At 71.2% G+C, this 14,059-nt stretch carries 13 protein-coding genes and 1 pseudogene; 6 read left to right on the top strand and 8 right to left on the bottom strand.

Annotated features, from left to right (window positions below; genetic code table 11):
- The first annotated feature begins 28 nt into the window (after positions 1 to 28).
- From ACFVJQ_RS29320 to folE, 5 genes are all read left to right on the top strand, one after another.
- Entirely contained in the window at positions 29 to 1,162 is a 1,134-nt protein-coding gene (locus ACFVJQ_RS29320) for a zinc-dependent metalloprotease (RefSeq protein WP_385513226.1), read from the top strand.
- A gap of 192 nt (positions 1,163 to 1,354) precedes the next feature.
- Complete coding sequence (gene tilS, locus ACFVJQ_RS29315; protein ID WP_385788439.1) at positions 1,355 to 2,380, top strand: tRNA lysidine(34) synthetase TilS; 1,026 nt, start codon at positions 1,355 to 1,357, stop codon at positions 2,378 to 2,380.
- A gap of 62 nt (positions 2,381 to 2,442) precedes the next feature.
- Positions 2,443 to 3,003, top strand: a complete 561-nt coding sequence (gene hpt / locus ACFVJQ_RS29310; RefSeq protein ID WP_094057060.1) for a hypoxanthine phosphoribosyltransferase — start codon at positions 2,443 to 2,445, stop codon at positions 3,001 to 3,003.
- 186 nt (positions 3,004 to 3,189) lie between these two features.
- Complete coding sequence (gene ftsH / locus ACFVJQ_RS29305; RefSeq protein ID WP_224735565.1) at positions 3,190 to 5,229, top strand: ATP-dependent zinc metalloprotease FtsH; 2,040 nt, start codon at positions 3,190 to 3,192, stop codon at positions 5,227 to 5,229.
- 140 nt (positions 5,230 to 5,369) lie between these two features.
- Positions 5,370 to 5,975: a GTP cyclohydrolase I FolE gene (folE, locus tag ACFVJQ_RS29300; RefSeq protein ID WP_129799506.1), complete on the top strand. Its 606-nt coding sequence runs from the start codon at positions 5,370 to 5,372 to the stop codon at positions 5,973 to 5,975.
- 60 nt (positions 5,976 to 6,035) lie between these two features.
- Here the strand turns inward: folE and ACFVJQ_RS29295 are convergent, their stop codons facing one another.
- The 6 genes and pseudogenes from ACFVJQ_RS29295 to ACFVJQ_RS29270 form a co-directional block, all read right to left on the bottom strand.
- A complete protein-coding gene (locus ACFVJQ_RS29295) occupies positions 6,036 to 6,524 on the bottom strand; it encodes a DUF3180 domain-containing protein (RefSeq protein WP_129799505.1) in 489 nt (162 codons plus the stop codon).
- Positions 6,525 to 6,619: 95 nt separating this feature from the next.
- The gene (gene folK, locus ACFVJQ_RS29290) at positions 6,620 to 7,231 is read right to left on the bottom strand and encodes a 2-amino-4-hydroxy-6-hydroxymethyldihydropteridine diphosphokinase (RefSeq protein ID WP_385788434.1); all 612 of its coding nucleotides are present in this window, start codon (positions 7,229 to 7,231) and stop codon (positions 6,620 to 6,622) included.
- On the bottom strand, positions 7,228 to 7,587 hold the full coding sequence (gene folB / locus ACFVJQ_RS29285) for a dihydroneopterin aldolase (protein ID WP_225837660.1): 360 nt from the start codon (positions 7,585 to 7,587) through the stop codon (positions 7,228 to 7,230). The genes folK and folB overlap by 4 nt, the downstream gene beginning before the upstream one ends.
- Positions 7,588 to 7,845: 258 nt before the next feature.
- A complete protein-coding gene (locus ACFVJQ_RS29280) occupies positions 7,846 to 8,349 on the bottom strand; it encodes a nuclear transport factor 2 family protein (protein WP_129799502.1) in 504 nt (167 codons plus the stop codon).
- Complete coding sequence (folP, locus tag ACFVJQ_RS29275; protein WP_385788431.1) at positions 8,346 to 9,206, bottom strand: dihydropteroate synthase; 861 nt, start codon at positions 9,204 to 9,206, stop codon at positions 8,346 to 8,348. Before folP ends, ACFVJQ_RS29280 begins: the two co-directional genes overlap by 4 nt.
- 137 nt (positions 9,207 to 9,343) lie before the next feature.
- Positions 9,344 to 10,591: pseudogene (locus ACFVJQ_RS29270) on the bottom strand (phosphatidylglycerol lysyltransferase domain-containing protein); the annotation flags it as partial.
- 276 nt (positions 10,592 to 10,867) lie between these two features.
- Here ACFVJQ_RS29270 and ACFVJQ_RS29265 point away from each other — a divergent pair.
- Positions 10,868 to 12,127: a hypothetical protein gene (locus ACFVJQ_RS29265; protein ID WP_385513222.1), complete on the top strand. Its 1,260-nt coding sequence runs from the start codon at positions 10,868 to 10,870 to the stop codon at positions 12,125 to 12,127.
- A 69-nt stretch (positions 12,128 to 12,196) separates the two neighbouring features.
- On the opposite strand, the gene ACFVJQ_RS29260 is transcribed toward ACFVJQ_RS29265, so the two are convergent.
- Both ACFVJQ_RS29260 and ACFVJQ_RS29255 read right to left on the bottom strand, forming a co-directional pair.
- On the bottom strand, positions 12,197 to 13,531 hold the full coding sequence (locus ACFVJQ_RS29260) for a PH domain-containing protein (RefSeq protein WP_385513221.1): 1,335 nt from the start codon (positions 13,529 to 13,531) through the stop codon (positions 12,197 to 12,199).
- Positions 13,528 to 14,031, bottom strand: coding sequence for a PH domain-containing protein (locus ACFVJQ_RS29255; protein ID WP_224737243.1), 504 nt, complete (start codon positions 14,029 to 14,031; stop codon positions 13,528 to 13,530). Before ACFVJQ_RS29255 ends, ACFVJQ_RS29260 begins: the two co-directional genes overlap by 4 nt.
- Positions 14,032 to 14,059 lie beyond the last annotated feature (28 nt).

Raw genomic sequence — 14,059 nt, 5'->3', positions numbered from 1 at the left:
AGGGGGAGCGCTCACGTACCGTTGATGCATGACGAGCATCGGTGGTGCCGCATCTGCTGGGATGGTCGACTGGAATCTCGCGGTGGCGACCGCGACCCGGCTCGTACGGCCGGGCCCCGAGGTGAGCCGTGACGAGGCCCGGGCCGTCGTCGCGGAACTCCGCCGGCACGCCAAGGCCTCGGAGGAACACGTCCGGGGCTTCACCCGGATGGGCACCGAGGAGACCCACGACACCCCGGTCCTCGTCGTCGACCGCCCCGGCTGGGTGCGGGCGAACGTCGCCGGGTTCCGGGAGATCCTCCGGCCGCTCCTCGACAAGATGCAGGAGCGCCGTGGCAGCAGCCCGGGCGGCGCGGTCCTCGGCGCCGTCGGCGGCAAGGTCACCGGCGTCGAACTCGGCATGCTGCTGTCCTTCCTGGCCTCCCGCGTCCTCGGCCAGTACGAGACCTTCGCCCCGGCCACCCGCGAGCTCCCGGCCGGCGCGAACGGCGGCGGCCGGCTGCTGCTCGTCGCCCCGAACATCGTGCACGTGGAGCGTGAACTCGACGTGGAGCCCCACGACTTCCGCCTGTGGGTGTGCCTGCACGAGGAGACCCACCGCACGCAGTTCTCCGCGGTGCCCTGGCTGCGCGATCACCTGGAGGGCGAAATCCAGTCGTTCCTGGGGGAGACCGATGTCGATCCCATGACCGTCCTGGAACGCATCCGGGAGGCCGCCCAGTCCCTCGTCGGGGGCCGTCCCGAGGGCGAGGAGGACGACGGCGGCCGGTCGCTGGTCGACCTCGTGCAGACGCCGTCGCAGCGGGAGATCCTCGGCCGTCTCACCGCGGTGATGTCCCTCCTGGAGGGCCACGCCGACTTCGTGATGGACGGGGTCGGTCCCGAGGTCGTGGGGAGCGTCGCGGAGATCCGGGAGAAGTTCCAGCAGCGCCGCGCCAAGGGCGCCTCCCGGCTGGATCTCGCCCTGCGCAAGCTGCTCGGTTTGGACGCCAAACTCAGGCAGTACCGGGACGGCGAACGCTTCGTACGGGCCGTCGTCGACGAGGTCGGTACGGACGGCTTCAACCGCGTATGGACCTCCCCGAACACCCTCCCCACGAAGTCGGAGATCGCCAAACCGGCGGACTGGATCGCACGGGTGCACCGCCGGAGCGAGGCGTGAAACCCGGGGAGAGGTCGTGAGCCGGAGCCGGCCGACGGCAGGCAAACGCCCCTCCAATCACCCGTCCGAGGGACCGTGAGGCATGGGTAGGCGTGCAATGCTCGGGGAACGGCCCGGTTCTGTCACCATCTACACACTCTGAGTGACCGGACTCGGGCTCAACCCCCGACAACTTCATGAAGGGAACCGGACATGGGTCCCCATCCTGCGGTCGCGGCGATACGCCTGGCGGTCCGCCGCGTACTCCACGACATCCTCAGCGAACACACCCCCACCACCGACCGGACCGCACACGAGCGTCCACCGTCGCCGCTCGTGCTCGTGGCCTGCTCAGGCGGCGCCGACTCCATGGCGCTCGCCTCCGCTCTCGCGTTCGAGGCACCCAAACTCGGCATCCGCGCGGGCGGCATCACCGTCGACCACGGCCTGCAGCCCGGCTCCAGCCTGCGCGCCGAGGAAGTCGTCCTGCGCCTGCGCGAACTCGGCCTGGACCCCGTCGAGTCCGTCACCGTCACCGTCGGCCGCGAGGGCGGCCCGGAAGCCGCGGCCCGCGACGCCCGCTACGCCGCCCTCGACGCCGCTGCCGTGCGCCTCGACGCCGCCGCCGTCCTGCTCGGCCACACCCGCGACGACCAGGCCGAAACCGTCCTGCTCGGCCTCGCCCGTGGCTCCGGCATCCGCTCCCTGTCCGGAATGGCCGCGGTCTCGGGGGCCGGCGGCCGTTACCGCCGCCCCTTCCTCCAGCTCGACCGGCAGACCGCCCGCAAGGCCTGCATGGTCCAGTCCCTCCCCGTCTGGGACGACCCCCACAACGCGGACCCGGCGTACACCCGGTCGCGGCTGCGCCACGAGGGCCTGCCCGCCCTGGAGAAGGCGCTCGGCAAGGGCGTCGTGGAGGCGCTCGCCCGTACGGCCCAGCTCTCCCGCGACGACGCCGACGCCCTCGACGCCTGGGCCGGCCAGGTCGAGGCCTCCGTCCGGGACGCCGCCGGCCGTCTGGAGTGCGACAAGCTGTACGTCCTCCCGCCCGCCGTACGCCGCCGGATCCTGCGCCGGGCGGCCATCGAGGCCGGTGCCCCGGCCGGTTCGCTGTTCGCCCGCCACATCGAGGAAGTCGACCGGCTGATCACCGGTTGGCGCGGTCAGGGAGCCATCAATCTCCCGGGCAAAGTCATCGCTCAGCGGCAGGGTGGCAGACTGGTGATTCGGCAAGGCTGAATCCGGACCCCCTCCGACGGCTCGGGCGAGGGATCGGGCAGCCGGTGGGACGACCGAAAGTGATGCGGGTGGACGCGAAAGACATGGGTGCCGACCTTCAGCAGGTGCTCATCACCAAGGAAGAGATCGACGCGAAGCTGGCCGAGCTGGCCGCGAAGATCGACGCGGAGTACGCGGGCAAGGACCTGTTGATCGTCGGCGTCCTCAAGGGCGCGGTGATGGTGATGGCCGATCTCGCCCGGGCACTGTCCACCCCCGTCACCATGGACTGGATGGCCGTCTCCTCCTACGGCGCGGGCACCCAGTCCTCCGGTGTGGTGCGGATCCTCAAGGACCTCGACACCGACATCAAGGGCAAGCACGTCCTCATCGTCGAGGACATCATCGACTCCGGCCTGACCCTGTCCTGGCTGCTGTCCAACCTCGGCTCCCGCGAGCCCGCCTCCCTGAAGGTGTGCACGCTGCTGCGCAAGCCCGAGGCCGCCAAGGTCGCCATCGACGTGGAGTGGGTCGGCTTCGACATCCCCAACGAGTTCGTCGTGGGCTACGGCCTCGACTACGCCGAGAAGTACCGCAACCTCCCGTTCGTCGGTACGCTCGCGCCCCACGTCTACGGCGGCTGAGCCCACCCGGGCCGAAGCCCCGCAGGATGATCGGGAACCCCGGCGGGCCTCGCGCCGTTGGAGCATGCAGACGGGAACGCCAGCCGTCCTGTGCGGCTTCGCGCAACAATGCTGGGGTACCGTCAGAAGAACTGTCTTATCAAACTCACTGTGGCAGGAGGGACGGGGCGGCACCGCTCCGTATGGATGGACGTGAAGCGATACTTCCGTGGGCCGGTCATGTGGATCGTGCTGGCCGTCCTTGCCGTGGTCGTGTTGATGCAGGTCGTCGGCTCGTCCGGCGGCTACAAGACGGTGGACACCGGCCAGGTCGTCCAGGCGATCAATAACAACAGGGTCGAAGCAGCCAAGCTGACCACCGGCGACGAGCAGACCATCAAGGTCACGCTCAAGGACGGCGAAAAGGTCGAGGGCAGCTCGAAGATCCAGGCGAGCTACATCGGCGACCAGGGCGTGGACATCGCCAACACGCTGCAGAACAAGTACCAGCAGAAGCAGATCCCGGACGGCTACACGGTCTCGCCGTCCAAGCAGAACCCGTTGGTCGGGATCCTGCTCTCCCTGCTCCCCTTCGTCCTCATCGTGGTCGTCTTCCTGTTCCTGATGAACCAGATGCAGGGCGGCGGCTCCCGAGTGATGAACTTCGGGAAGTCCAAGGCCAAGCTCATCACCAAGGACACCCCGAAGACGACGTTCTCGGACGTCGCGGGTGCCGACGAGGCCGTCGAGGAACTCCAGGAGATCAAGGAGTTCCTGCAGGAGCCGGCGAAGTTCCAGGCCGTGGGCGCCAAGATCCCCAAGGGTGTGCTCCTCTACGGCCCGCCCGGCACCGGCAAGACGCTGCTCGCGCGTGCCGTCGCGGGCGAGGCCGGCGTCCCCTTCTACTCGATCTCCGGTTCCGACTTCGTCGAGATGTTCGTCGGTGTCGGTGCCTCCCGGGTCCGTGATCTGTTCGAGCAGGCCAAGGCGAACGCCCCCGCGATCGTCTTCGTCGACGAGATCGACGCGGTCGGCCGCCACCGCGGCGCCGGCCTCGGCGGCGGTCACGACGAGCGCGAGCAGACCCTGAACCAGCTGCTCGTCGAGATGGACGGCTTCGACGTGAAGGGCGGCGTCATCCTGATCGCCGCCACCAACCGGCCCGACATCCTCGACCCGGCGCTGCTGCGCCCCGGCCGCTTCGACCGGCAGATCGCGGTCGACCGTCCGGACATGCAGGGCCGTCTGGAGATCCTCAAGGTCCACCAGAAGGGCAAGCCGGTCGCACCCGACGTCGACCTGTCGGCCGTCGCCCGGCGCACGCCCGGCATGACCGGTGCCGACCTGGCGAACGTGCTGAACGAGGCCGCGCTGCTGACGGCCCGCAGCGACCAGAAGCTGGTCGACAACAAGATGCTCGACGAGGCCATCGACCGCGTCGTGGCGGGCCCGCAGAAGCGGACCCGGATCATGTCGGACAAGGAGAAGAAGATCACCGCGTACCACGAGGGCGGTCACGCCCTGGTCGCGGCGGCCTCTCCGAACTCCGACCCGGTCCACAAGATCACGATCCTGTCCCGCGGCCGCGCCCTCGGCTACACGATGGTGCTGCCCGACGAGGACAAGTACTCGACCACGCGCAACGAGATGCTCGACCAGCTGGCCTACATGCTGGGCGGCCGCGCGGCCGAGGAGCTGGTCTTCCACGACCCGACCACCGGTGCTGCGAACGACATCGAGAAGGCCACCAACCTGGCCCGCGCGATGGTCACGCAGTACGGCATGACCGAGCGTCTGGGCGCGATCAAGTTCGGCGGCGACAACAGCGAGCCGTTCCTCGGACGTGAGATGGCTCACCAGCGCGACTACTCGGAAGAGGTCGCCGCGCTGGTCGACGAAGAGGTCAAGAAGCTCATCGAGACCGCGCACAACGAGGCCTGGGAGATCCTGGTCGAGAACCGCGACGTCCTCGACAACCTCGTCCTGGCCCTCCTCGAGAAGGAGACCCTGGGCAAGGAGGAGATCGCCGAGATCTTCGCCCCGATCGTCAAGCGGCCGCCGCGCCCCGCGTGGACCGGCTCCTCCCGCCGGACGCCCTCCACCCGTCCGCCGGTGCTCTCCCCGAAGGAGCTCGCACTGACGAACGGCGCCAACGGCGCGACGGCGGCGATCACCGCGAAGACCACGGCGGCGGAGCCCGCCCCGGCGGCCGAGCCGGCCGCCCCGGAGGACCGCCCCGAAGTCTGAGCCCGGGCCGTCCCGGCGGTCCCGCAGGCCCGGAATGGATGCCGCGTTCCCCAGGTTCTAGCCTGGGGGCGCGGCATCGTCGTATGCCCGCAGAGAGGACGCGTGTCCCCACACGTGACAGCACAGGAACGAGGCACCACATGACCGACCCCGTGACGCTGGACGGCGAGGGCATCATCGGCGAGTTCGACGAGAAGCGCGCCGAGAACGCCATACGCGAACTCCTGATCGCGGTCGGCGAGGACCCGGACCGTGAGGGGCTCAGGGAGACCCCGGGGCGGGTGGCGCGGGCGTACAAGGAGATGTTCGCGGGGCTGTGGCAGAAGCCCGAGGACGTGCTGACGACGACGTTCGACATCGGGCACGACGAGATGGTCCTCGTGAAGGACATCGAGGTGTACTCGACCTGTGAGCACCATCTGGTGCCGTTCCGGGGCGTCGCCCACGTCGGATACATTCCGGCCACCAGCGGCAAGATCACCGGACTGTCCAAGCTGGCCCGTCTCGTGGACGTCTACGCCCGTCGGCCGCAGGTGCAGGAACGACTCACCACACAGATCGCGGACTCCCTGATGGAGATCCTGGAGCCGCGCGGGGTGATCGTCGTCGTGGAGTGCGAGCACATGTGCATGTCGATGCGGGGCATCCGCAAGCCCGGCGCGATGACCATCACGTCCGCGGTGCGGGGTCAGCTGCGGGACGCTGCGACGCGGAACGAGGCCATGAGCCTCATCATGGCCCGCTGACCGTTTCGTACGCCGACTTCGCCGCCGAGCGGCCTTGGCGAAGCACTTCCAGCGGAGTGCTCAGGCCGCCGGTGCCGCTCCCGTGTTGTCGTGGTCGTCGTCCTCCGGGAGCTTGCAGACGCGCTCCAGGAAGATGGCGGCCGCTATGACACCGATGCCGGCCAGCACCGAGAAGCCGGCGTAGAACGCCTGGTCGCGGCGGGCGGGGATGTCGAGGGACTCCAGCAGGAAGGCACCCGTGCCGCCGTACATCCCGGCGACGAGGGCGGCGACCAGGGCGCTGGCCTGGCCGAAGACGACCGCGCGGGCCGCCATCAGGGGGTCGACGCCCTTGGCGCCGGGGCGGCGTTCGCGCTGGGCCTTCAGGCGGGCGCGCAGTGAGAGCGCCGTGGCGAGCAGGATCGCCGCGATCACCGCCAGGACGACGGGGGCGGCAAGAGGGACGCTGGGGAGCGTCCCGATCGAGTTCCACAGGCGGGCGCCCGCCCAGGACAGCACCCCCGCGACGACGAACACGCCGATCAGCACCCTGATGCGCAGCTCTCTCACGGTGTCCCTTCAGCTCCCCGGACCGTGGTCTGTGGTGACCCGGCCGGTCAGGTCGTCCCTGTGTCGTCGCGACGTGGTCGCCTTGACCTTAACGACTACTCGGGCAGCCGGAGTTCCAGGTCCGCACGGGGTGCCACGCCGTCGCGGGTGACCGTGCCGAGGAGGTCGGCGACGGCGCCGCGACCGGGGAGCTGGGCATCGGGGTCGAGGTCGTACCAGGGGGCGAGGACGAAGGCGCGTTCGTGGGCGCGCGGGTGGGGGAGGGTGAGGTGCGGGTCGTCGGAGACGATCTCCGCGTACGAGACGATGTCGATGTCGAGGGTGCGCGGGCCCCAGTGCTCGTCCCGGACCCGGTGGAAGGCCTCCTCGACCGCGTGCGCCCGCTCCAGGAGGGAGGACGGGGGCAGGGTGGTCTTCAGGACCACGACCGCGTTGAAGTACGAGGGCTGGCTGCCCGGCTCGACGCCCCACGGCTCGGTCTCGTAGACGGGGGAGACCGCCTTGACGCGCACGCCCGGCGTGTCCTCGAGGGCGTCGATGGCGCCCTGGAGGGTCTCCAGGCGGTTGCCGAGGTTGGAGCCGATGGAGATCACGGCCCATTTGGGGTTGTGCAGGGTTGTGTCGGCGGCGTCGACCTTCTCGACGACGGAGGCGGGTACCGGCTGTACGGTCGGGTCGCTGTGACCCTCGGTGAACGAGGCAGTCATACTCGGCTCCGGGTGATGGTGACGGTCACGTCGTCGAAGGGGACGGTGATCGGCGCGTCCGGCTTGTGGACGCAGACCTCGACCTCCCGGACCCCTTCGTGCTTCAGACAGGTCTGGGCGATGCGCTCGGCGAGCGTCTCGATGAGGTTCACGGGCTCGCCCTCGACGACGGCCACGACCTCCTCCGCCACGATGCCGTAATGCACGGTCTTCGCCAGGTCGTCGTCGGCGGCGGCCGGCCGGGTGTCCAGGCCCAGGACGAGGTCCACGATGAAGGTCTGGCCCTCCTCGCGCTCCTTGGGGAACACACCGTGGTGCCCGCGGGCCTTCAGGCCGCGCAGCGCGACACGATCCACGCGAATCACTCCTGCAATCGTCGGTTGCGGCCGGTTCGTACCGGGTGCGGGCGGCACACCGGCCTGAACCGAATCTACCTGCGGGCGCTGACAGCTCCGGGCCACGGGGGCGTGGGCCCGGGGCGGGGCCAGGAGGTTTCATCGAGCGTTTTCCCTGGGGAACCCGGCAGCTCATGGGGTGGTAGCCGCGCATACCCCGGAGTAGGTGATTCCAACCACTCCTTGGTCCCTTCGGGCCCTTGTGGGGCGCCTACCCACTCAGGCGGGTGTGTCGTCGTCCTCGGCCTCGTCGGTTTCGGCCAGAACGGGTGAGGCGTGGTGTGACCAGAGCTTCCAGCCGGCGGGTGTGCGGCGGAACACGTTCGTGGCGACCACCAGCTGGCCGACGAGCGGGCCGGGTCCGTCGCCGTCCTCGGGGGCGGGGCCGCCGCTGAGGATGTTCTCGGTGCAGGTGACCAGGGCGGTGTCGCCGGTGACGGAGACGTGGACGTCGGTGAGGAAGAACTGGATGTAGTCGGTGTTCGCCATGATCAGCGCGTACGACCTGAGGACCTCGCCGCGGCCGGTGAGCACGGGCCAGCCGGGGTGCACACAGGAGACCACCCCGGTGTCCGCGGGGTCGTGGTAGGTCTCGTCGACGCCCAGGTCGGACGGGGTGAGCCAGAGCGAGGACACCTCTTCGAAGTCGCCCCGCTCCAGTGCCTCGTAGAAGGCCGTGTTGGCGAGTTCGACCTGTTCGACGTCGGTGTGGGGGGCGCTCACCGGACTCCTTCCACGGCGCGCGCGATCCGTACCGCGTCGGCCGTTGCCCGCACCTCGTGCACCCGCACCGCCCAGGCGCCGGCGTGCGCCGCCAGTGCGGAGACAGCTGCCGTTGCGGCATCGCGCTCCCGGGCCGGCGGCGGGGCGCCCTCGGGACCGGCGAGGACACGGCCGAGGAACCGCTTGCGGGAGGCGGCGACCAGCAGCGGGTGGCCGAGGGCGCGCAGGCGGTCCAGGTGGGCGAGCAGAGTGAGGTCGTGCTCGGCCTCCTTGGAGAAGCCGAGGCCGGGGTCGACGACGATGCGGTCGGGTGCGACACCGCCCTCCAGGACGGCCTCCACGCGCGCGTGCAGCTCGTCGACGACTTCGGTGACGACGTCGTCGTACACGCCTTTGACGTTGCCGCCCTCCAGGAAGCCGCGCCAGTGCATGACGACGAAGGGGGCGCCGGTCTCCGCGACGACACGGATCATCGCGGGGTCGGCGAGGCCGCCGCTGACGTCGTTGACGAGGGCGGCGCCGGCGGCTAGGGCCTGTTCGGCGACGGAGGCGCGCATGGTGTCGACGGAGACGACGACACCTTCGGAGGCCAGGCCGCGGACGACCGGGATGACCCGCCGCAGTTCCTCGGCCTCGTCGACGCGGGTGGCGCCGGGGCGGGTGGACTCGCCGCCGACGTCCACCAGGTCGGCGCCCTCGGTGACGAGGTCGAGGCCGTGCTTCACGGCCGCGGTGGTGTCGAACCAGCGGCCGCCGTCGGAGAAGGAATCGGGGGTCACGTTCACGACTCCCATGACCGCGCAGCGGTCCCATTCCGGAAGGCCCGCGATACGCCCGCGTCCGCTCTGCTTGCTCATACGTTCAGCGTAGGCCCACGGTGGGCGGGGCCTCTCCACGTGGGTGTGCGGCCCGGCGGTCCCGGCGTCGTGCGGCCCGAGCGGAAGCCCCTGGTGCTGGAGGGGGGTGGGGCCTCCGCTCGGGCCTGTCCCGGTCAGGCCGCGCGCATGCCCCGCTCCGTGACGGCGTACGCCCAGGGGCGCGGGGCGGCGAGGCGGATGCGCGGCAGGTGTCCCGAGGCCTCGCCGAGGTCATGGACGCGTCGGACGCGGGTTTCGTAACCGGCACGCTCGATGCGCTTGGCCGGCCGGCGCACGCTGCGCATCGCGCGGCCGGCGAGGGAGAAATCCGCGACGTCCACCACTGCCTCGTCGCCCGGCTCGAGGGCGTCCAGGCCGGTCTCACGGGTCCACACCTCGCGGCCGGTCTCGGAGCAGCCCATGACGGCCGGGGTCCAGGAGTGCGCCCGGGCCTCGTCCATGAAGCGTTCGATGGCGCCCGGCCAGGCCTCGACGTCGCCGATGGGGTCGCCGCCGGCGAGCATCACCCCGGACACCACGCGGTAGGTCACCGCCGCCTTGCCGCTGGGCGAGAAGACGACGGACTCGTCCCGGCGCAGCACGAAGCGGCCGAGGGAGTCGCGGCCGCCGTGCCGGTCCAGCAGGGCGCGCAGCCGGGCCTCGTCGTCCTGTGTGAGCCGGGCGGCCGGGTCTGCCGGGTGTTCGGGGCGCAGGACGAGACAGATCGTGGTGACGGCGGTGAGCAGGCCGAGCGCTCCGAGACAGACGGCGACGGTCCAGGACGTGTCGCCCTGGTACCGGACCGGGCCCTCGAAGCCGAACAGGCCGTACAGGACATGGGTGATGCGGTCCGCCAGAGACGGGTCGCCGATCATCGTGCGGGAATGCGCGCTGACGACGACCAGCCCGAGGGCGAGCGAACCGGCGCCCATGAGCACGAAGTTGGCGAGGGCCCGCCACCGGCTGCGCGGGTCGGGCAGGGCCGCGAACTGCTCGCGGTGGCGCAGCAGCGGCGCGAGCAGCGCCAGGGAGACGACCACGCCGACAACGGAGTGGCGGTACGTGAACTGCGCGGCCGCCCCGGCCGGCAGCAGCGCGACGGCCGCGCGCCACGCCCGGCGTTTGCCCCGCTTGAGACCGTGGGCGAGCAGCAGCAACAGCACGCCCGTGCTGAGCGAGAGCGCCGCCGCGAACGGGCCGAGAGCGCCGGGCAGCACCTCGGCGAGGGCGTGCACACGGCTGTGCCGGAAGCGCGGAAAGACGCTCACGGCGATGTCCAGGAGGCCCACAAGGGCACACGCCCTGGCGACGAGGACGGGAACGGACTCCGGGCGCGGAACCCGGAACAGCCGCCGCACCCTTGTCCCTTCTTCCTTGACAGGCATCGCATCCCGCAGTTCTGGTCGTAGGTCTGCTCGTTGTTCTGCGAGAGACCGGGAAACCGGTGCCGATTCGGGCATCCGGCGACATTGCGCCCTCTAGGACGGTGGGATTCGGGGTCAGGTTCACTCCCGTTCGCCGAAGCCCTTTCACAGTCCGGGGAGGAGATCCCGGTGAACTCCCGCAGGCCCGACGGCCCATGTGCTGTGAATGCATCGGAGTGGCTGGGTTTTTACCGCCCGGGCCACCATGATTCGCCTACGCGCGGTAAGTTTCTGGCCATGCCACGTGGACGTCATCGCCATTCACCGCCCTTGCACAGGCTGCTGCCTCCGTCGGCGATCGCAGGCGTCTCCCTCGTCTGCGCCCTCGGCCCCTGGGTGTTCACGGAGCCGACGGTGCTCCGTGGGCTGGCGGCGGCCGCCGCGGTGACGGCTGTCGCCGGTGCCGTCGTCCTGCGCCGCTGGGACACCCAGGCGGGCAAGCAGGTCGCCGACCTCACGCGCGCGCGGGCGAGCGACGAGTGGCGGCACGAGGAGCGCGTCGCCGAACTGGAGACCGACCTGGAGGAGTCGCGCGAACTGCGCGTCAAACTCGAGCAGCGACTGCGGGCGAAGCGCGCCGAACTGGCGGGCCTGCGCAACGAGCACGCGGCACTGCTGCGCCGGTACGCCACCGCGGAGACCGAGCGTGCCAGCGCCCTGGAAGGCCGCCGCCTGCTGGAGATAGAGGCTGCGACGCCCGCGCGTGCGCTGCCGCCCGTACCGACGACGGAGGAGACCGAGGCCGTGGCAGCCCCGGCCGACCCCGACGACACCGACGAAGTCACCGCGGCCGACGAGACCGACACGACCGAAGAGACCGACGAACAGAAGGCGGCGGCTTCCGGGCTGTTCTCCCCGGAGGGCTCCCGGCTGTTCCTGCGGGCGCGGGCGGCGCTGATCCGGTTCGACGCCGACACGGAGGCGCCTCCCAAGGAGCACGCCGACCAGGAGGCATCCCCCCAGCAGCCGGTGGCCGCCGACGCCGAGCGGGTCACCGGTGCGGAGGCCGCGCAGGAGGACGAAGCGCGGGGGAAGTCCGAGGCGGCCGACGGGCACGAGCGCGCGGCCGCCACCACCACGGCCGACACGGCCCCCTCCGATGACAACGCTGCCGCGGCCCCCGCGGAGTCCGTCCCGGCCACGGCCAGGCCCGCCGCGCCCGTGCAGCAGCCCTCCGGTCACTTCACCGTGCCGACCGCGGTGGCCGTCGTACCGGCCTCCGCTCCGGTGCGCCGTCCGACGGCCGAGGGCGGGTTCGACTTCTTCGGCACAAAGGCGAACGCGTCCGCGGCGCTGGAGGCCGTGCAGAACGAGGACCTCGCCGATGTGGTCGGCCAGGAGGCGCTCGACCTGCACAAGGCGGAGGCCGAGGCCGAGTTCAAGCCGGCCGGCGAGGAGTCGCGCGGCATCGGCCAGGTGATCGACCTGACGGCGCACGACGAGACCGAGCAGATCGACGTGCAGGAACTGCGCGGACTGCGCAGCGCCGTCTCCTGAAACAGCCGCCCCGAGCAGGGGATTGCCTGAACGCCGTGCCCGGCGCCGCCAAGCCGGGCACGGCGTTCTTCACGCCATCCACCGGTCCGGCCGTGCCCCCTTGCGCCCCGTCCGTGACCGTTCCGCCTGTGCCCGCAGCAGCTCCGCGGCTTCCCCAGCGTCCCGCAGCCGCGCCGTGACGGTCTTGTTGGCTCCGGTGTCCACGTGCACGTCCGCAACGCGCCACAGCCGCATCCAGGGCCCTTGAGTGAGCCGTACGCTCTGGACCTTCGCGTGCGGTACGAGCGCCAGGCTGCGACGCAGGAGTCCGTGCCGGGCCGCGAACACCGCCTCGGTGACGGCGAAGCCGTAGCCCCGCCACCACAGCGGCACGCACCGCCCGGCGCGCCGCGGCGGCCGCGACAGCGACGACACGGGCGGAACCGTCACCCCGGGCAGTACGCGCGCGATGACCGACTCGGCCACCTCGCGCGGGGCGACCGGCAGCAGCACGGAGTTCGACGAGCCGGCCACGTCCAGCTCCACCCGTACCCAGCTGCGCCGCCGCCACAGCAGCGGCTCCACGATCCGCACGGTCTGCACCCGACCCGGCGGCACCGTCTCATGGGCGCGGTCGAGGAGGCCGCGGTCGATCCGCAGCCCGTCCGGGGACTCGGCCACCGTCCAGTCGTACTCGGTGACGAAGCGGCCCACGCTGCTTGCGCCCGCCGCACCGATCAGCGGCAGCGCGGTCGCGAGAACCGTCCACAGGTTGTGGGTGAAGAACCACAGGACGGACGGCACGACGAGCGCGGCGATCAGGGTGCCCCAGGTCGCGCCGGTCAGCACCAGGGAGACGGCGAGGACACCCGGGGGCACGTTCAGCAGCTGCCGGGCCGGCGCCTCGCCGACCTCGTGCGCGGTTTCGGGCGCGAAACCGGCCGCGCGCGCGAGCAGTTCGGCCCGCAGCGCGCGGGCCTCGCCCTCACCGAGGAAGGCGAGTTCGTCCTTCTTGTCGGTCCCTATGACGTCGAGTTTGAGTTTCGCGACACCCGCCACGCGCGCGAGGAGCGGCCGGGTGACGTCGACGGCCTGGATCCGTTCCAGGCGGATGTGCGCGGTGCGCCGGAACAACAGGCCCGTACGGATGCGCAGTTCGCTCTCCGTCACCGCGAAGTGCGTGAACCACCAGGTGAGGAAGCCGTACAGCGCGGCGGCCGGTATGAGCACGGCGAGGGCGATCAGCAGCGTCGTCGTGGTCAGTCGCGCCAACTGGCGCTGTGTGCCGTCCGGGTCGTGCAGGGCCCACCCGAGGAGCACGGCGACCGGCGCCCACGCCCGCCGCAGGGGCGTGACGGGGTGCAGCCGCCGCTCGGTCACGACCTTGTCGCGGCGTACGTCGTCGTCGGTGCCCGGAGTCGTCACAGCCCCGCCGATCTGGCCTCGCCGAGCTCGGTCAGCCGGTCCCGCAGCCGCTCCGCCTCGGCCGGGTCCAGGCCCGGGATGGTCGCGTCCGTCGCGGCGGCCGCCGTGTGCAGCTGCACGCTGGCCAGCCCGAAGTGCCGCTCGACGGGCCCGGACGTGACCTCGACCAGTTGCATGCGCCCGTACGGCACGACGGTCACCGTGTGCCACAGCACGCCCCGGCTGATCAGCAGGTCGTCGGCGCGCTCGGCGTACCGCCAGGAGCGCCAGTTGCGGCCGACGAGGTCCCAGCCCCACGCCATCAGCGCCAGCGGCAGCAGTGCGAAGGCGGCCCAGGCGGGACCGGCCAGCAGCCCCGGCAGCAGCCCGGCGGCGAGGGCGAGCAGTCCCAGCCACACCACCAGCAGCATCCGTCGCATCCGTAGCAGGCGGGGCGGCAGCCCGGTCCATACCGGCTCCGCCTCCGCTGTCGTGCCGCCCGCTGGGCTCCCCGTCTCCATACGGCCAGCGTACGTAGGAGAGACTGGG

Origin of the sequence: Streptomyces sp. NPDC127197 (assembly GCF_042672405.1) — a bacterium.
Taxonomy (GTDB): Bacteria; Actinomycetota; Actinomycetes; order Streptomycetales; family Streptomycetaceae; genus Streptomyces; species Streptomyces flavusporus.
Note: the sequence above shows the minus strand (reverse complement) of the source record. Positions and strands in the feature narration are given on the sequence as shown.